The organism is Xanthomonas sp. AM6, assembly GCF_025665335.1.
GTDB lineage: Bacteria > Pseudomonadota > Gammaproteobacteria > Xanthomonadales > Xanthomonadaceae > Xanthomonas_A.
This window is the reverse complement of the sequence record NZ_CP106869.1, coordinates 2,323,036-2,340,551: the sequence shown is the minus strand read 5'-3', so window position 1 is coordinate 2,340,551 and position 17,516 is coordinate 2,323,036. Positions and strand designations below refer to the sequence as shown.

Annotated in this window: 16 protein-coding genes; 6 read left to right on the top strand and 10 right to left on the bottom strand. The window is 69.2% G+C overall.

Annotated elements, in window-relative coordinates; all coding sequences use genetic code 11:
• Window positions 1-12 precede the first annotated feature (12 nt).
• Together OCJ37_RS09765 and OCJ37_RS09760 are read right to left on the bottom strand one after the other, a co-directional pair.
• Complete coding sequence (locus tag OCJ37_RS09765; RefSeq protein WP_263113438.1) at window positions 13-519, bottom strand: DUF1249 domain-containing protein; 507 nt, start codon at window positions 517-519, stop codon at window positions 13-15.
• Window positions 520-660: 141 nt separating this feature from the next.
• Window positions 661-1,482 (bottom strand): posphoenolpyruvate synthetase regulatory kinase/phosphorylase PpsR, encoded by an 822-nt coding sequence (locus OCJ37_RS09760; RefSeq protein WP_263113437.1) that lies wholly within the window; start codon window positions 1,480-1,482, stop codon window positions 661-663.
• 146 nt (window positions 1,483-1,628) lie between these two features.
• Between OCJ37_RS09760 and ppsA the strand changes: the two genes are divergently transcribed.
• Both ppsA and OCJ37_RS09750 read left to right on the top strand, forming a co-directional pair.
• Window positions 1,629-4,004, top strand: coding sequence for a phosphoenolpyruvate synthase (ppsA, locus tag OCJ37_RS09755; protein WP_263113436.1), 2,376 nt, complete (start codon window positions 1,629-1,631; stop codon window positions 4,002-4,004).
• Window positions 4,004-4,966 carry a mechanosensitive ion channel family protein gene (locus tag OCJ37_RS09750; RefSeq protein WP_263113435.1) on the top strand — a complete coding sequence of 321 codons (963 nt, stop codon included), beginning with the start codon at window positions 4,004-4,006 and terminating at the stop codon, window positions 4,964-4,966. The genes ppsA and OCJ37_RS09750 overlap by 1 nt, the downstream gene beginning before the upstream one ends.
• Before the next feature lie 55 nt (window positions 4,967-5,021).
• Here OCJ37_RS09750 and orn read toward each other — a convergent pair whose 3' ends face one another.
• The 3 genes from orn to mntR form a co-directional block, all read right to left on the bottom strand.
• Window positions 5,022-5,600, bottom strand: a complete 579-nt coding sequence (orn, locus tag OCJ37_RS09745) for an oligoribonuclease (protein ID WP_263113434.1) — start codon at window positions 5,598-5,600, stop codon at window positions 5,022-5,024.
• A 116-nt stretch (window positions 5,601-5,716) separates the two neighbouring features.
• Window positions 5,717-6,214, bottom strand: coding sequence for a tRNA adenosine(34) deaminase TadA (gene tadA, locus OCJ37_RS09740; protein WP_263113433.1), 498 nt, complete (start codon window positions 6,212-6,214; stop codon window positions 5,717-5,719).
• Window positions 6,211-6,675, bottom strand: coding sequence for a manganese-binding transcriptional regulator MntR (gene mntR, locus OCJ37_RS09735; RefSeq protein WP_263113432.1), 465 nt, complete (start codon window positions 6,673-6,675; stop codon window positions 6,211-6,213). Before mntR ends, tadA begins: the two co-directional genes overlap by 4 nt.
• A 147-nt stretch (window positions 6,676-6,822) precedes the next feature.
• Here mntR and OCJ37_RS09730 point away from each other — a divergent pair, with 147 nt between their 5' ends.
• From OCJ37_RS09730 to OCJ37_RS09720, 3 genes are all read left to right on the top strand, one after another.
• On the top strand, window positions 6,823-8,175 hold the full coding sequence (locus tag OCJ37_RS09730; RefSeq protein WP_263113431.1) for an Nramp family divalent metal transporter: 1,353 nt from the start codon (window positions 6,823-6,825) through the stop codon (window positions 8,173-8,175).
• A 395-nt stretch (window positions 8,176-8,570) separates the two neighbouring features.
• Entirely contained in the window at window positions 8,571-9,698 is a 1,128-nt protein-coding gene (locus OCJ37_RS09725) for a Cache 3/Cache 2 fusion domain-containing protein (RefSeq protein ID WP_263113430.1), read from the top strand.
• Between the two features lie 43 nt (window positions 9,699-9,741).
• Window positions 9,742-10,353, top strand: coding sequence for a DUF8082 domain-containing protein (locus tag OCJ37_RS09720; protein ID WP_263113429.1), 612 nt, complete (start codon window positions 9,742-9,744; stop codon window positions 10,351-10,353).
• Between the two features lie 37 nt (window positions 10,354-10,390).
• Here the strand turns inward: OCJ37_RS09720 and OCJ37_RS09715 are convergent, their stop codons facing one another.
• The 5 genes from OCJ37_RS09715 to OCJ37_RS09695 all read right to left on the bottom strand — a co-directional run bounded on the left by OCJ37_RS09715 (window position 10,391) and on the right by OCJ37_RS09695 (window position 16,436).
• Window positions 10,391-12,103 (bottom strand): response regulator, encoded by a 1,713-nt coding sequence (locus OCJ37_RS09715; RefSeq protein WP_263113428.1) that lies wholly within the window; start codon window positions 12,101-12,103, stop codon window positions 10,391-10,393.
• On the bottom strand, window positions 12,100-13,614 hold the full coding sequence (locus tag OCJ37_RS09710; protein WP_263113427.1) for an ATPase domain-containing protein: 1,515 nt from the start codon (window positions 13,612-13,614) through the stop codon (window positions 12,100-12,102). The genes OCJ37_RS09715 and OCJ37_RS09710 overlap by 4 nt, the downstream gene beginning before the upstream one ends.
• Before the next feature lie 401 nt (window positions 13,615-14,015).
• Window positions 14,016-14,375 carry a response regulator gene (locus OCJ37_RS09705; RefSeq protein WP_263113426.1) on the bottom strand — a complete coding sequence of 120 codons (360 nt, stop codon included), beginning with the start codon at window positions 14,373-14,375 and terminating at the stop codon, window positions 14,016-14,018.
• 4 nt (window positions 14,376-14,379) lie between these two features.
• On the bottom strand, window positions 14,380-15,495 hold the full coding sequence (locus OCJ37_RS09700) for an ATP-binding protein (protein WP_263113425.1): 1,116 nt from the start codon (window positions 15,493-15,495) through the stop codon (window positions 14,380-14,382).
• Between the two features lie 194 nt (window positions 15,496-15,689).
• A complete protein-coding gene (locus tag OCJ37_RS09695) occupies window positions 15,690-16,436 on the bottom strand; it encodes an SDR family oxidoreductase (RefSeq protein ID WP_263113424.1) in 747 nt (248 codons plus the stop codon).
• A gap of 97 nt (window positions 16,437-16,533) precedes the next feature.
• On the opposite strand from OCJ37_RS09695, the gene OCJ37_RS09690 reads away from it, so the two are divergent.
• The gene (locus tag OCJ37_RS09690) at window positions 16,534-17,445 is read left to right on the top strand and encodes an AraC family transcriptional regulator (RefSeq protein ID WP_263113423.1); all 912 of its coding nucleotides are present in this window, start codon (window positions 16,534-16,536) and stop codon (window positions 17,443-17,445) included.
• The last annotated feature ends 71 nt before the right edge of the window (window positions 17,446-17,516 follow it).

Here is a 17,516-nt window from a genome sequence, read left to right as displayed (position 1 = left end):
GCGGCGCGCGGTCTAGGCCACCGGCGTCGGCGCGCCCTGCGCCGGCCGCGGCAACGGCGCGGCCGGCTTCAGCGTGGCCACGCCATGGCCGCGCTCGGCCAGGTACTCCAGCCATTTGCTGAGGAAGGTGTTCATGCGCATGCGGTGGCTGATCAGCTCCGCCGGCGGCGGATACAGCCCCATCACGTCCTGCCAGCGGCGGCCGACGTAGCAGTGCGTGGTCTCGGCCTGGCGCGCGTCGCGGTACAGGCGCACGTAGGCCGAGGGGTCCGGCTCGCCGGTGAGCGGGTCGCACAGGTCGTAGGTGAGGCGCAGCTCCACCGTGTAGCGGTGGTGCTCGATCACGTCCAGGCGCAGGTCCAGGCCGTCGCCGACCGAGGACAGGTAGCTGCCCACGGCCAGGTCCGAGGGCACGAACAGGCGGTTCAGGTGCACGAAGTTCTCGGCATACAGCCCCATCAGCCAGCCGAATCGGCTGAGCCGGGGGATGCGTTCGCTGCGGGTCAGGGCGTGCTGCATGGGGCCGATGCTACACGCTGCGCCGCCCGCGCGGCAGCATTGACGGATCGCCCGCGGCGGCCTACCTTGGAAGTCTCGGCAGCGCGATTGGAGCCCCTGCCCGACACGCAGGTCCTGCGCCGTCGCCAGCCCCCGCCGCATTCAGAACATCTCGCGCTGCAGGCCCAGCGTCGCCAGCACCTTGCTGGAAATCTCCTCGATCGAGGTATGCGTGGTGCTCAGGGTCGGGATCCGCTCCATCCTGAACATGGTCTCGGCCGCGGACACCTCGCGACGGCAGGTCTCCAGGTTGGAATAGCGCGAATTCGGCCGCCGCTCCTGGCGGATCTGCTGCAGGCGGTCCGGATCGATGGTCAGCCCGAACAGCTTGTTGCGGTACGGGCGCAGCCGCGGCGGCAGCCGGTCGTGCTCCAGGTCCTCCTCGGTCAGCGGATAGTTGGCCGCGCGCACGCCGTAGTGCAGCGCCAGGTAGATGCAGGTCGGCGTCTTGCCGGCGCGCGAGACGGCGACCAGGATCAGGTCGGCCTCGTCGTAGTTGATCGCGATGCCGTCGTCGTGGGCCAGCGCGAAGTTCATCGCGTTGATGCGGCGGTGGTAGGTCTCGAAATCGACCATGCCGTGCGCCCGCCCCACCCGCGAATGCCGCGGCGCGTTCAATTCGCGCTCCAGCGGCTCGATGAACGGCGCGAACACGTCGAGCATCAGCGCGCCGCTTTCGGACAGCAGCATGCTCAGCTGCGGATCGACGCAGGAGTTGACCACGATCGGCCGCACCTGGTAACGCTCGCCCGCGGCATGGATGCGCTGCGCCGCTTCGCGCGCTTTTTCCGGATCGTCGATGAACGACATGCGGTCGGTGACGAAGCTGAAACCGCTGAACTGGGTGAGCAGGCTATGCCCAATGGTTTCAGCGGTGATACCGGTTCCATCGGACACGTAGAACACCGGTCGGATCGTCGACATAGCCTGAATTCTCCCTGCTGAAACCCAACGGATGCACCCGCCCGCGCTTGTGCCGACTCGGGTGCGCACTGCATGATATCGGCTTCTTCCCCCATGGACGCGGCCACTCTGCCCGCCTCGGGCGATGGCCCAACGGAGCATCGCGCTTGAACGAGAACATCCTTTGGTTGCACGAGTTGCGCTTGACCGACCTGGCCCGCGTCGGTGGCAAGAACTCTTCCCTCGGCGAAATGATCGGCAACCTGGCGGGTTTGGGAGTCTCGGTACCCGGCGGCTTCGCCACCACTGCCGAAGCGTTCAAGGCGTTCGTCGCCCACAACAACCTCTACCAGCGCATCTTCGACAAGCTGGAAACGCTGGACGTGGAAGACGTCGGCGCGCTGACCGCGGCCGGCAAGGAAATCCGCGGCTGGGTCACCGAGGCGCCGCTGCAGCCCGAGCTGGACCAGGCGATCCGCGAGGCCTATGCGCAGCTGTGCGCCGAGAACGGCGGCGGCGAAGTCGCCGTGGCGGTGCGCTCCTCGGCCACCGCCGAGGACCTGCCCGACGCCAGCTTCGCCGGCCAGCAGGAGACCTTCCTCAACGTGACCGGCGCCGACGACGTGCTGCACAAGGTCAAGGAAGTCTTCGCCAGCCTGTACAACGACCGCGCCATCGCCTACCGCGTGCACCACGGCTTCAAGCACGAGGACGTGTTCCTGTCGGCCGGCGTGCAGCTGATGGTGCGCTCCGGCGTCGGCGCCTCCGGCGTGCTGTTCACGCTCGACACCGAGTCCGGTTTCCGCGACGTGGTGTTCGTTACCTCGAGCTTCGGCCTCGGCGAGATGGTCGTGCAGGGCGCAGTCAATCCCGACGAGTTCTACGTCTACAAGCCCACCCTCAATGCCGGCAAGCCGGCGATCCTGCGCCGTTCGCTGGGCAGCAAGCTGATCCGCATGGTGTACTCGGACGTGCCCGGCGAGCGCGTGCGCATCGAGGACACCCCGGCCGAACTGCGCAACACCTTCTCGATCAGCGACGAGGACGTGCAGGAACTGTCCAAGCAGGCGCTGGTGATCGAGAAGCACTACCAGCGGCCGATGGACATCGAGTGGGCCAAGGACGGCGTCAGCGGCAAGCTGTTCATCGTGCAGGCGCGGCCGGAGACGGTGAAGTCGCGCGGCCATGCCACCCAGATCGAGCGCTTCGCGCTGGAAAAGCGCGGCACGGTGATCGCCGAAGGCCGCGCCATCGGCCAGAAGATCGGCGCCGGCGTGGCCCGCGTGGTGCGCAGCCTGGAGGACATGAGCCGGGTGCAGCCCGGCGACGTGCTGGTCGCGGACATGACCGACCCCGATTGGGAACCGGTGATGAAGCGCGCCTCGGCGATCGTCACCAACCGCGGCGGCCGCACCTGCCACGCGGCGATCATCGCCCGCGAGCTGGGCGTGCCGGCGGTGGTCGGCACCGGCAACGCGATGGAGCTGATCGAGGATGGCCGCGAGGTCACGGTCAGCTGCGCCGAGGGCGACACCGGCTTCATCTACGCCGACGTGCTGCCGTTCGAGCGCACCACCACCGACCTGGGCAACATGCCGCCGGCGCCGCTGAAGATCATGATGAACGTGGCCAACCCGGAGCGCGCGTTCGACTTCGGCCAGCTGCCCAACGCCGGCATCGGCCTGGCGCGGCTGGAGATGATCATCGCCGCGCACATCGGCATCCATCCCAACGCGCTGCTGGAATACGCCAAGCAGGACGCGGCGACCAAGAAGAAGATCGACGAGAAGATCGCCGGCTACGCCGATCCGGTCACGTTCTACATCAACCGCCTGGCCGAAGGCATCGCCACGCTGACCGCGTCGGTGGCGCCGAACCCGGTGATCGTGCGCCTGTCGGACTTCAAGTCCAACGAGTACGCCAACCTGATCGGCGGCAGCAACTACGAGCCGCACGAAGAGAACCCGATGATCGGCTTCCGCGGCGCCAGCCGCTACGTCGATCCGAGCTTCTCGGCCGCGTTCGCGCTGGAATGCAAGGCGGTGCTCAAGGTCCGCAACGAGATGGGCCTGGACAACATGTGGGTGATGATCCCGTTCGTGCGCACCCTCGAGGAAGGCCGCAAGGTCATCGAGGTGCTGGCCCAGAACGGGCTGCGCCAGGGCGAGAACAACCTGAAGATCATCATGATGTGCGAGGTGCCGTCGAACGCGCTGCTGGCCGACGAGTTCCTGGAGATCTTCGACGGCTTCTCGATCGGCTCCAACGACCTGACCCAGCTCACCCTGGGCCTGGACCGCGATTCGTCGATCGTGGCGCACCTGTTCGACGAGCGCAATCCGGCGGTGAAGAAGATGCTGTCGATGGCGATCAAGGCCGCGCGCGCCAAGGGCAAGTACGTGGGCATCTGCGGCCAGGGTCCGTCGGACCATCCCGACCTGGCCGAGTGGCTGATGCAGGAAGGCATCGAGTCGGTGTCGCTGAACCCCGATACCGTGGTCGATACCTGGCTGCGCCTGGCCAAGCTGAAGAGCCAGGGCTGATGGGCATGGCGGGAACCTGGCTGGCGGCAGCTGCGGCTGCGGCGGCCGCCCCCGCCGCGCCGGCGCGGGCGCGGCAATCCTTCGACTGGCGCGACCTGGACTGGGCGCAGTACGCGCTCAACTGGGGCGTGGCGCTGGTCATCCTGGTACTGGGGATGTGGATCGCCAAGCGCCTGAGCCAGTGGCTGCACCGCGCGCTGGTGCGCGCGCGGGTGGAGACCACGCTCAGCAACTTCCTGCGCAACGTCGCCTATGCGCTGCTGCTGGTGCTGGTGTTCGTGTCGGCGCTGCAGAAGGTCGGGGTGCCGCCGACCTCGCTGTTCGCGGTGCTCGGCGCGGCCGGCCTGGCGGTCGGCCTGGCGCTGAAGGATTCGCTGTCCAACATCGCCTCGGGGGTGATGCTGATCGTGCTGCGGCCGATGCGCGACGGCGACCACGTGGTGGTGGCCGGGCAGGAAGGCATCGTCGACGAGATCCGGATCTTCCAGACCCGCATCCGCAGCTTCGACGAGCGCATGATCACCCTGCCCAACAGCACCATCACCACCGCGCCGATCGTCAACTACAGCACCCTGCCCAACCGGCGCCTGGAGATCACCGTCGGCGTCGGCTATGGCGACGACCTGAAGAAGGCCCAGCAGCTGTTGCTGCAGATCGCCCAGGACAACCCGAACATCCTGGAGACGCCGGCGCCGTTCGTGCAGGTCACCAACCTGGGCGAGAGCACGGTGGACCTGATGCTGTTCGCCTACGCCAGGAACGGCGACTTCGGCGCGGCCAAGAGCACCACGCTGGAGAACATCCGCAACCAGCTGCTGGAGAACGGGCTCAGCATCCCCTACCCGCAGCGCGACCTGCACGTGTACCACCACGATGCCGACGGCCGACCGATCGCCGAGCTGCTGCTGAAGGGCGTGACCGACGACGGCGAGACCAAGCCGGGGCCGCCGCTGGCGCGTTGATGCGATCCCGGCGCGCAGGGCGGTGCCGGGCGGGCACGGCGCGCCGCGCGTGCCCTCAGCGCGCGTTGCCGCCCTGCCCGCCCAGCGCGCCCATGAACGGCCGGTAGTAGCGCAGTTCGTCGATCGAATCGTGCACGTCGCTGAGCGCGGTGTGCGAGGAGGTCTTGTTCAGTCCCGAGGCGATCGCCGGCGCCCAGCGCCGCGCCAGTTCCTTCAACGTGGACACGTCCAGGTTGCGGTAGTGGAAGAAGCGTTCCAGCCGCGGCATCTGCCGGTGCAGGAAGCGCCGGTCCTGGCAGATCGAATTGCCGCACATCGGCGAGGCGCCGGGCTTGCACCACTGCGCCAGGAACGCCACGGTCTGCGCCTCGGCCTGGGCCAGGGTGACCTGGCTGTCGAGCACGCGCTGCCACAGCCCGGAATGGCGGTGCTGGTTGCGGTTCCACTCGTCCATCGCCTGCAGCGTCTGCAGCGGATGGGCGATGGCGAATTCCGGCCCTTCGGCCAATACGTTGAGTTGCGCGTCGGTGACCACCGTGGCGATCTCGATGATCGAATCCTTGTCGGTATCCAATCCGGTCATTTCCAGGTCGATCCAGATCAGACGATCGCTGTCCACACGCGGTTCCGCCATAGCACCATCCAGTCGTTCGCGGCGGCGCTGCCGGCGCGGGGGTTTCGTATCGGTCGCGCATGATACCGCGCGTGGCGCAGCGGCTTCACATCGCGCGGCGGCCGCGCCGTGCTCGCTCAGCCGCCGAGCAGCGGCCTGCCGCGCTTGGCGCGGAAATAGTTGGTCAGGCGCAGCCCGGCCGGCGCCGCCAGCACGCCGCCGCGCACCTGCACGCGGTGGTTGTGGCGCGGATCGGCGAGCAGGTCGAACACGCTGCCGCAGGCGCCGGTCTTCGGGTCCGACGCCGCGTAGACCAGCTGCGCCACGCGCGCATGCACCACCGCCATCGCGCACATCGCGCACGGCTCCAGGGTCACGTACAGGGTGCTGCCGACCAGGCGGTGGTTGCCGAGCCGGCGCCCGGCCTGGCGCATGGCCACGATCTCGGCGTGCGCGCTGGGATCGTGCTCGGCGATGTTGAGGTTCCAGCCCTCGCCCAGCACCTCGTCGGCGGCCGAGACCAGCACCGCGCCGACCGGGATCTCGTCGAACTCGCGCTCGGCGCGGTCGGCCAGGGCCAGCGCGTGCCGCATCCAGCGCTCGTCGCGCGCGGCGCTGTCGTCCGTGCCGTTCATCGCGCCGCGGCGTGCTTGCGCACGAACTCGGCGAACACCGCCAGCGTGGCTTCGCTGACGTGGTGCTCGATGCCCTCGGCGTCGCGGCGCGCGGTGTCCTCGTCGATGCCCAGGGCCAGCAGGAACTGCTCCACGGTCTGGTGCCGCTGCCGGCTGGCGGCGGCCAGCGCCTCGCCCTCGGGGGTCAGGAACACGCCGCGATACGGCCGCTGCACCGCCCATCCGCCCTTGACCAGCCGCTTGAGCATCTTCGCCACGGTCGGCTGGGCCACGCCCAGGCGCGCGGCGATGTCCACCTGCCGCGCCTCGCCGCCGTCGGCCAGCAGGTCGGAAATCAGCTCCACGTAATCCTCGATCAGTTCCAGGCGGTGCGCCTCGCGCACCTGGCGGAAGCTCTCGACCTGTACCTGCGCGTCGAGCAGCGCCGCCCCTGGCGCCGTCAACTTCCCGCTTTTCTGCATCGCAACGCCCTTGTCCGGTGCCGGCGAACGCCGGCCGCCGCCTATTCTGGACGAAATCGCGCCTATCGCAGCGATTGGATTTGCCAATGCTAAGGAGAATAGCCAGTGCTATATACTGAGCTCGCCTTCCCACGCATTGCGTCCGCCATGGCCGATCCCTTGCCCCTGTCCGATTCCCACGCCGCCTGGCCGCAGGCCGGCGGCCCGCCGCGGCGCAGCCTGGGACGCATGAACGGCAGCGTCGCCGTGCCCGGCGGCGGGCTCGGCTGGCGCCGCTTCCTGGCCTTCCTCGGGCCTGGCTACATGGTGTCGGTGGGCTACATGGACCCGGGCAACTGGGCCACCGACCTCGCCGGCGGTTCGCACTTCGGCTACCTGCTGCTGTCGGTGATCCTGCTGTCGAACCTGATGGCGATCGTGCTGCAGGGCCTGGCGGCGCGGCTGGGCATCGCCACCGGCCGCGACCTGGCGCAGGCCTGCCGCGAGCACTATCCCAGGCCGGTCAACTTCCTGCTGTGGCTGGCCTGCGAGGCGGCGATCGTGGCCTGCGACCTGGCCGAGGTGATCGGCACCGCGATCGCGCTGAAACTGCTGTTCGGCATTCCGCTGACCCTGGGCGCGATCATCACCGCGATCGACGCGCTGCTGGTGCTGTACCTGATGCGGCGCGGCTTCCGCACCCTGGAAGCGTTCGTGATCGCGCTGCTGCTGGTGATCTTCGCCTGCTTCATGGTGCAGATCGCGCTGGCCGCGCCGCCGCTGCGCGAGGTGCTGGCCGGCTTCATCCCGCGCGCCGAGGTGGTGACCAACCCGGCCGCGCTGTACCTGGCGATCGGGATCATCGGCGCGACGGTGATGCCGCACAACCTGTACCTGCATTCGTCGATCGTGCAGACCCGCGCCTACGAGCGCAACGACAGCGGCCGCCGCTCGGCGCTGCGCTGGGCGCTGACCGACAGCACCATCGCGCTGAGCCTGGCGCTGTTCGTCAACGCCGCGATCCTGGTGCTGGCCGCCGCGGTGTTCCATGCGCACGGCCGCACCGACGTGGAGGAAATCGAGCAGGCCTACGAACTGCTGGCGCCGATGCTCGGGGTCGGCGTGGCTTCGACCCTGTTCGCGGTGGCGCTGCTGGCCTCGGGCATCAATTCCACGGTGACCGCGACGCTGGCCGGGCAGATCGTGATGGAGGGCTTCCTGCACCTGCGCATCCCGGCGTGGGCGCGGCGCCTGCTGACCCGCGGCCTGGCGATCGTGCCGGTGGTGGTGGTGACCTGGCTGTACGGCGAGCAAGGCACCGCCAAGCTGCTGGTGCTGAGCCAGGTGCTGCTGTCGATGCAGCTGCCGTTCGCGGTGATCCCGCTGGTGCGCTTCGTCGCCGACAAACGCAAGATGGGCGCGCTGGTGGCGCCGCGCTGGCTGGTCTGGCTGTCGTGGGCGATCGCCACGTTGATCGTGGCGCTGAACGTGAAACTGCTCGCGGACACGCTGCTGCACTGAGCAGGCCGCATCGACGCCCGCCCGGCACCGACGTTCGCCGACCCTCGGCCGCAGGCGGTAACGGGCGGCTGACGGTGGGTGCGCCGTGCACCGTCGCAGTGCATGGCCGGCGGCAGCGGCCGCCGGAAATCGGCTGACCGGCGACGCCGCTGCGGACATGCCGGCAGCTGCGCGCGGACGCCCTCGCGTGCCGCGACCGCAACGCCCGCGCATCCGCTCGCCGCCACGGCGCGGTGCCGCTGCTGCCTTCGTCCACGACATCCTGCCGCACGCGGCGCGGCTCGCGGCGCTCAAGTCGGCGGCCGCGCGGCCGCTACCCCCTTCAGCGTTTTGCCCGAACCTCCGAATGCCGGCGACGGCATTCCGCTCCCCTCTTCTCCCTCCTGGAGGCTGCCATGCTTCGACACTCCTTGCGGGTACGCCTGCTGCTGCCGGTACTCGCCCTGGTCCTGATCGTGGTCGTCGTGCTCACCCTGGTGCTGGCGGTCAGCGAAGCCGAGCGGGTCAAGCGCGACGCCGGCGCCTCGATCGTGCGCCAGCAGTCGGCCCTGCAGAGCCTGCTGGCGGTGACCCGCTCGATCATGCTCGAACGCGTGCAGGGCTCCATGCGCCTGCTGCGCCAGCAAGGCGCGGCGCTCGGCGAGCCCAGCGTCGGCGTGCAGGTGGACGTCGCCGGCCGCCCTGCCCCCGACCTGCTGTTCGGTTCCCATTCGCAGGCCGGCAACCATGCGCTGGTCGACGGCGTGACCAGCACGCTGGACGGCACCGCCACGATCTTCTCGCGCGCCGGCGACGACTACGTGCGCATCTCCACCAACGTGACCAACGCCCAGGGCGGCCGCGCGGTCGGCACCGTGCTCGACCCGCGCGGCCAGGTGATCGGGCGCATCCGCAAGGGCGAGAGCTTCTACGGCGTGGTCGACATCCTCGGCACCCCCTACGTCACCGGCTACGAGCCGATCGTGCCGGGACCGGCCGGCGAGCCGATCGGGATCTGGTACGTCGGCTACAAGACCGACCTGCAGGCGCTGGACAAGGTGATCGGCGCCGCGCACGTGCTCGACTCCGGCTTCATCGCGCTGTTCGACAGCACCGGCAAGCTGCGCTTCCAGTCCAAGACCGGCGCCACCACCGATCCGGCCGCGATCGAGCGCATCGTCGCGCAGCGCCCGGCCGACTGGGTGGTGACCCGCGAGGAGGTGCCGGGCTGGGGCTTCACCCTGGTGTCTGCCTATCCCAAGAGCGACGTGGACCGGGTGATCGTGCGCCAGTCGCTGTGGATCGGCGGCATCGGCCTGCTGGTGTGCGCGCTGCTGCTGGGGCTGCAGTGGATGCTGATCTGGACCCGCGTGCTGCGCCCGATCCAGAACCTGACCACCGTGGCCGAGGAGCTGAGCCTGGGCAAGTGGAACCACAGCATCGGCGAGGTCGCGCTGAAGGACGAAATCGGCACGCTCGCCCGCGCCATCGCGCGCCTGTCCAACAGCGTGCGGCTGGCGATGGAGCGGCTGAGCAAGCGCTGAGGCGATTGCGACCGCCGACGCTTGCCGACCGACCGAGGACGCCATGGCCACTGAATTCAGACCACTGATCGAGATCCTGCGCGAGCTCAAGGCGCTCGCCGCGCGCCAGGCCTCCGGCTTCTTCTTCGTGGTCACCGAGGAAACCCATTCGTGCATCATCCGCCTGCATGCCGGCCAGGTGGAGGAAGTGGTGTTCCGCATGCTGCGCAACGACGAGGCGGTGCAGCGGCTGTCGATGGTGGCCGCGGCGCGGGCGCGCTTCCAGGCCGATCCGGCCAGCCACGGCGGCAACGCCAGGGGCAGCTTGAGCGAGGCGTCGCGGCAGTGGCTGCTCGGCGGCTTCGAGCACGACCTGGGGGCGCCGCCGGCGCCGGTGCCGGTGGCGCCGGAGCCTGCATCGGCACCATCGCCGTCGGTCGCGCAGGACATCGCCTCCGGCGCGCACGCGCCCGACCCGCGCCAGCGGCAGACCATCGAGCAGGTCGCGCTGCAGTATTTCGGCCCGATCGCGGGCATGCTCTGCGACGAAGTGTTCGACGTGCCGGGCGAGCTGCAGACGCAACTGGAGCAGCTGGCCACGAACCTGGCCTCGCCCGACGAGACGCGGCGCTTCCTCAACGACGTGCGCGCCGCGCTGGCGCGACTGCCGGCCTAGACGGCGCCGCGACGCTGCCGCTGCGCCGCCCGTCCGGTCACGAACACAGCGTCGTGGCTTCCGACTTGCCGGGCGTGCCCGCATTGGCCCGCACCTGTTGCAGCGCCGCCGCCAGTTCGTCCAGCCGATAGGGCTTGGACAGGATCTGCACGCCTTCGGCTTCGGCCGCGGACTTGACCGCTTCCGCATAACCGCTGGTGAGCAGGATCGGCAGCGCCTCGCGCCGCGCGCGGATCTCGTGGACCAGTTCCAGGCCGTTCATGCCGCCGGGCATCATGATGTCGGAGAACACGATGTCCACCGCGCGCTCGTTGGCCAGCGCGCCCAACGCCGCCGCCGCACTGGCCACGCGGGTGACCTGGTAGCCCAGCTGGCGCAGCATCTCGCCGACCAGGGCCGCCACTTCGTCGTCGTCCTCCACCAGCAGCACAAAGCCGGCTTCGCCCGGGGAGCGGCGCGCGACCTGCACGTCCACCAGGTGCCGCTCGTCCGCCGCCGGCGCGCGGAACGAGCGCGGCAGCAGCAGGTGCATCGCCGTGCCCTGCCCGACGTCGCTGTCGATGTGGATCGAACCGCCGGACTGCTGCACGAATCCGTGCACCTGCGCCAGGCCCAGGCCCGAGCCCTTGCCGATGTCCTTGGTGGTGTAGAACGGCTCGAACACCCGCGCCTTGACCTCCGGCGCCATGCCGGTGCCGGTGTCGATGATCGACAGGCGGATGAAATCGGGATCGCCCTTGCCGGTGCCCGGCACGTTCTGCGCCCGCACCACGATGGTGCCGCCGTTGGGCATCGCGTCGCGCGCGTTGACCGTGAGATTGAGCACCACCAGTTCCAGTTCGCCCGGATCCACCTCGATCGGCCACAGGCCGTCGGCGAAATCGAAGTCCACGTGCACGTCGCCGCGCAGGCTGCGGTCCAGCAGTTCGCGCATGCCGCCGATCTGCTGGGTCAGGTCGACCGGTTCGGGCTTGAGTTCCTGCCGCCGCGAGAACGCCAGCAGCTGCCGGGTCAGCCCCGCGCCGCGCTGCGCCGCCTTCTGCATGCCGTCCATCAGCCGCTTGCGCACCGCCGGATCGGCCTGCGTGTCGAGCATCGCCAGACCGCCGGAGATCACCATCAGCAGGTTGTTGAAATCGTGCGCGACGCCGCCGGTCAACTGCCCGATCGCCTCGATCTTCTGCGCCTGGCGCAGGGTTTCCTCGACCCGCGCGCGCTCGTCCATCTGCGTGCGCAGCAGGCGGTTGGCCTCTTCCAGCTCGCGCGTGCGCGCCACCACCTGCGCTTCCAGTTCCTGCGCCGCCGAGGCCTGCGCCTGCAGCAGCGAGCGCACTTCGTACTGGCGGGCGCGGGCGCGCAGCGCGGCGCGGATGGTGCTGGTGAAGGTGATGGCCTGCACCGGCCGCTCCAGCAGCGCCACGTTGCGCAGCGAGGCCACCAGGTTGCGCCGCCAGGCCACCACCGACGGTTGTTCCTGATGGCTGGTCAGTACCAGGAACGGCAGGTCCGACCATGCCGGCTGCGCGTCGGCCCAGGCGTACAGCGCCGCCGCGTCCTTGCCGAACAGGCCTTCCTCGGCAATGAACACCGCCGCGGCGCCGATGTCCAGCTCGCGCACCAGCGCGTCCAGGTCCGCGCAGTTGTAGGCCACCACCCCGCCTCGCCGCAGCAGTTCCACCGAGGCCGCGCCGTCGCGCCCGATCGGAGCATGGACGAGAACGCGGTGCTCGGTCGCAGCACTGCTGCTCATGCAGGGGTATCCAGCAGCGGCAGATCCTCTCCGCTGTAGCGTGGCGTTCCGGAGAAGATGCCGCTGAAGCCCTTGAGCGGCGGGCCGACATGGATGCCGCCGCCGCTGAGGCGGAATTCGCGGATGGTGTTCTCGTGACTGCCGCTGCGCTTCTTCACCACCGACAGCGCACGCCGCACCATGCCGTTCACCTCGAAATAGCGCAGCATCAGCACCGAATCGCTCAGGTAGCTCAGATCCAGCGGCGTTTCCATCGGGCCGACCAGGCCGTGCTGCGCCAGCACCAGGATGGTCAGCACGCCCTGCTGGCCCAGGTAGCTGAGCAGCTCGTGCATCTGCAGGATCAGGAAGCGCTCGTCCGGCATCGCATTGAGGTAGCCGTTGAGGCTGTCGATGACGATCACCTTGGCCCCGTCCACCTCCACGCTGCGGCGCACCGTCGCGGCGAACTGGCCCGGCGACATCTCCGCCGGATCGATCTGCTGGAAGCGGATCAGGCCGTTGACGAGTTTTTCCTGCAGCGGCAGCCCCAGGGTGCGGGCGCGCGCCTCCACCGTGCTGCGGCCCTCGTCGAAGGCGAAGAACACGCTGTGTTCGCCGCGCTCGGCCGCGGCGATGGCGAAGCTCAACGCCAGCGAGGACTTGCCCACGCCGGCCGCGCCCAGCAGCAGGACATTGGTGCCGCGCTCCAGCCCGCCGCCGAGCAGCCGGTCCAGCTCGGCGTTGCCGCTGGGGGCGACGTCGTCGATGTGGTGGTGCTTGTATTCGGCCGCGACCAGGCGCGGATAGATCGCCAGTCCGCCCTTCTCGATGGTGAAGTCGTGGTAGCCGCCGCGGAACTGGATGCCGCGCATCTTGATCACGCGCAGGCGCCGGCGTTCGGCGCCGTAGTCGATGGCCAGCTGCTCCAGCAGCACCACGCCATGGGTGATGGAATGCAGCTGCAGGTCGTTTTCCTGCGAGGACAGATCGTCGAGCAGGATCACCGTGCACTGGCGGCTGGCGAAGAAATGCTTCAGCGCCAGCACCTGGCGGCGGTAGCGCAGCGGACTCTGCGCCAGCAGGCGCAGTTCCGACAGGCTGTCCAGGACCACGCGGCTGGGATTGAGCTGTTCGACCTTGTCGAAGATCAGCTTGGTGGTCTCGGTCAGTTCCATTTCCGCCGGATGGAACACGGTGAGCTCGCGGTCCGGGTCCAGCGCGGTCTCCGGCGGCACCAGCTCGAACACATCGACCTGGTCCATGCTCCAGCCGTGGCGGGTCGCCACCAGGTGCAGTTCGCGCTGGGTTTCGGACAAGGTGATGTAGAGGACGCGCTCGCCGTGCCGCGCGCCTTCCAGCAGGAACTGCAGGGCGATGGTGGTCTTGCCGGTGCCGGGGCGGCCTTCGTACAGGTAGAGGCGGTTGGCGTCGACGCCGCCGCCGAGGATGTTGTCCAGACCCACACTGCCGGTCGAGATGCGCGGCAGATCATCGCCATTCTCGTGATCAGGCTGCCGATGGGGCGTCATGGTGGTCCTTGTTGGTTGCGTTTGGATGGGAAGGCGTGGGTTCCGCGGCCCGCTGCGGGGCCGCGTGCAGCGGTTCGATCCGGGCCGCACCCTTCGCCAGCATGCGTTGCCCGATGCCGCGCCCCACGCGCGCCTTGCCTGGGGCGTATCGCCATACTCACGTAGCAGCGACGCCAAGCACACTACGTTCGGCAAAGTGATTTTTTTGTGTAGGCACACGCGCCCGGAACGGTGCCGGCGCCCGGCGTTTCGGAACCAGAAAGCCTTACCGCACGCCGCTGGTTTCGACCAGACGCGATGCCGCGCTCGCGCACCGGTTGCCGAAACGGCGCGTCCTCAAGACGCCACGACGATCGCGGTGCCGCTGCAGTTCAAGCATCGCGGGCGTGCGCCGGCAACGATCATGCACGGCCTTCCGATTCCAGCGTGCCCAACAGATCGTGCATGCGATACGGCTTGGACAGGAAACGCGCCGTGGGCGGCAAGGGCGGCAGCTGCGACAGCGCGTAGCCGGACAGCAGGACCGTCACGCAACCCGGATTCATCGCCTGCGCGGTGCGCGCGACCTCGATGCCGCTGACGCCGCCGGGCATGCTGATGTCGCTGATCACGCAGTCGAACTGGCCGATGGCCAGTTCCGCCTGCGCCTGGACGCCGTTGGCCGCCTCGAGCACGTCGAACCCGGCGTCCTTCAGCGCCAGGACCGTCACCATCCGCAGCAATGCATCGTCCTCGACGTAGAGAATCTTTCTCGTGGTCATGGGGTCATTTCGCAACCGGAATGTACATGGTGACCAGGGTGCCCTCGCCCTCCTCGCTTTCGATGGTGGCGAACCCGCCGGACTGGCCGGCGAATCCGAACACCTGGCTCAATCCCAGGCCGCTGCCGCTGCCGACGTCCTTGGTGGTGAAAAACGGCTCCATCGCGCGCAGCCGCACTTCCTCGGACATGCCCGGGCCGTCGTCCTGCACCGCCACGCACACGTAGTCGCAATCGGGCCTGGCTTCCACGTGCAGGGTCGCATCGGAGCGGCACAGCCGCGTGGAGATCACGATCCGGCCCTGCGGCATGGCGTCGCGCGCGTTCGCGACCAGGTTCATCAGCGCCGCCTCGAACTGGCTGGCGTCGACCACCACCGTCGGCAGCGCGTCGGCGAGCGCGAACTCGCAGGAAACGGTCTCGCCGGCCACGCGCCGGTACAGCTCGGCGGCCTCGACGATCAGCGCGTTGACGTCGTTGGGCTCGGGCACCAGGTCCTGCCCGCGGGCGAAGGCCAGCATCTGCTGCGACAGCCGGCTGCCCCGCTCCGCCGCATCGGTCGCCGCGCCGATCAGCAGCTTGCTGCGATCGTCGTGCTGGGTCCTGGCCAGCAGGTCCAGGCTGCTGACGATGATCGCCAGCAGATTGTTGAAATCGTGGGCGATGCCCAGCGTCAAGCGGCCGATGGCCTGCACCTTCTGCGCCTGCGCCAGGGCGCGTTCGGCCTTGCGCAGATTCTCCGCGGCGTTGAACTTCTCGGTGACGTCGCGGGTGACCTTGGCGTAGCCGACCAGGGCGCCGTCCTTCCAGACCGGATCGATGACCACGCTGGCGCGGAAGTGCGAACCGTCCTTCCTCACCCGCCAGCCTTCGGCCTCGTAGCGGCCTTCGCGCCTGGCCGCGTCCAGCCCCTTCCACGGCAAGCCGTCGGCGGCGTCCTGCGGAGTGTAGAACTTGGAAAAATGCTGGCCGATGATCTCGGCCTCTTCGTAGCCCTTGATGTGCCGGCCGCCGGTGTTCCAGCTGAGGATGAAGCCGTCCGGGTCGAGCATGTAGATCGCGTAGTCGGTCACGCTCTGCAGGAGCAGGCGGTCTGCTTCGGTCGCAAGCGGAATACGCATTCAATCAAGGTGGCGCTGTGAAGTGCACTCAAAGTAGCCAGCCATTTGTTAGTTTTTTGTGGATTGCTGCCGCGCGTCCCACCTGCCTCGCTGCGCCCGGTACCGGCGGGCCGGGGCGCAGGGCGTTCTGCGCAGTCCGGCGTCCCGGAACTGGCCGGGGCGCCTGCGTTCCTGGCGTCGCCGGCAGGCCGGGCTCAGGAGCTTCCGGCCAGCGCCACGGCGTCGGCACCGGCGGGAAGGCGCATCGGGCAGCTGGGGTCGGTCGCTGCGCGCCACACGGCTTGCGCCACGTCCAGGGCGTGCGTGACCGGCCCCGCCGCCCCGCGCATCGCGCCGAACACCTCCTGCGCGAACCCGGCGTAGGCCTCCGGAATCCCGGCCTGCATGCGCGGCTGCGCGTTCGTGCCGAACGCGGTTTCGGGCGAGCGCCCGGGAAGCACCAGGTTCACCCGGATGCCGAACGGCCGCAGTTCGAGCGCGAGCGACTCGCTGAACGCGTTGACCGCCGCCTTGCTCGCGCTGTAGAGGGACAGCAGCGGCAGCGGCTTCAGGGTGACGCCCGAGGAGACATTCACGATCACGCCCGAACGGCGCTGCCTGAACTGGGGCAGCAGCGCCTGGGTCAGCATCAGCGTGCCGAACATGTTGGTTTCGAACAGCTCGCGGGCCAGTTGCACCGGACTGCCTTCGACAATGCCCAGCAAGCCGATCCCTGCGTTGTTGACCAGCACGTCGACCGGCCCGGCGGCCGCCACGGCCTGGCCGATGCTGTCGGCATCGGTGACGTCGAGGGCGAGGACCCGCAGGCGCTCGGAGCGAGGCAGCACGTCCTCGCGCGGCGTGCGCATCGTGGCGACGACGTGCCAGTCGCGTTCGAGGAAATAGCGGGCGGTCTCCAGGCCGAAGCCGGACGAGCAGCCGCTGATGAGGACGGTTTTCAAGGGGAACTCCTGCGGAGGTTGCGGTGCTGCGACGATACGGCGCATCATCCGGACCATCTACCGCTGAAAATCCGAATCTATTGTGCAAGCGTCCGAAATGGCCGACCCCCTTGCCGAAGTGGTCGGCCTGCTGCAGCCAGGCGCCCAGTCCTCCAAGATCGCCAGCGGCGCAGGCCCGTGGACGGTCCGCCGCGAGGAGGCCGGGCAGCCGTTCTACTGCCTGATCCTTGAGGGAGCGTGCCGGCTGGCGGTGGACGCGCAGACGCCGCTCACCCTGCAGCCCGGCGACTTCGTGCTGATCCCGTCGGCGCGCGGCTTCACGATGTCGGGCCTGCAGCCGCCAGCGGAAGCGATGGATGCCACGACCATCTCCCTCCCCGGCGGGGAAACCCGGCACGGCACGCCGGACGGCCCGCCCGACGTGCGCATGCTGGTGGGCTATTGCGTCCTGGGTTCGCCGGATGCGGCGCTGCTGGTCGCGCTGCTGCCCGAGCGCATCCATGTCCGCGGCGAAAGCAGGCTGACCGCGCTCGTGCAGCTGGTGGCGGACGAGTCGCGCGCGCAGCGGCCGGCGCGCGACGTGGTCCTGGCGCGCCTGCTCGACGTGCTGTTCATCGAAGCGCTGCGCTCCACCGCGGGCACCTCGGCATCGCCGGGCCTGGTCCGCGGGCTGGCCGACCCACGCCTCGCGGTCGCGATCCGGCGGATGCACGAACGCCCGACCCAGCCGTGGACGGTCGCGCAACTGGCCAAGGAAGCGGCGCTCTCGCGCTCGACGTTCTTCGAGCGCTTCAGCCGCGCGGTCGGCGTCGCGCCGATGGAATACCTGCTGGCCTGGCGAATGGCCCTGGCAAAACGCCTGCTGCGGCACCAGCAAACGCGCCTCGCCGAGGTCGCGCAACGCGTCGGATACAGCTCGGCGAGCACGTTCAACGTCGCCTTCACCCGCCATGTCGGCGTGACGCCGGGGCGCTATGCGCGCGAACGGGCGGGCGCGCTGCGAGCGTAGTCGCCCGGGCGACCCGCTCGCCTGCCGAGCGGACGTGCACAACCCGGCGCGCACCGCCATGATTGGACCGC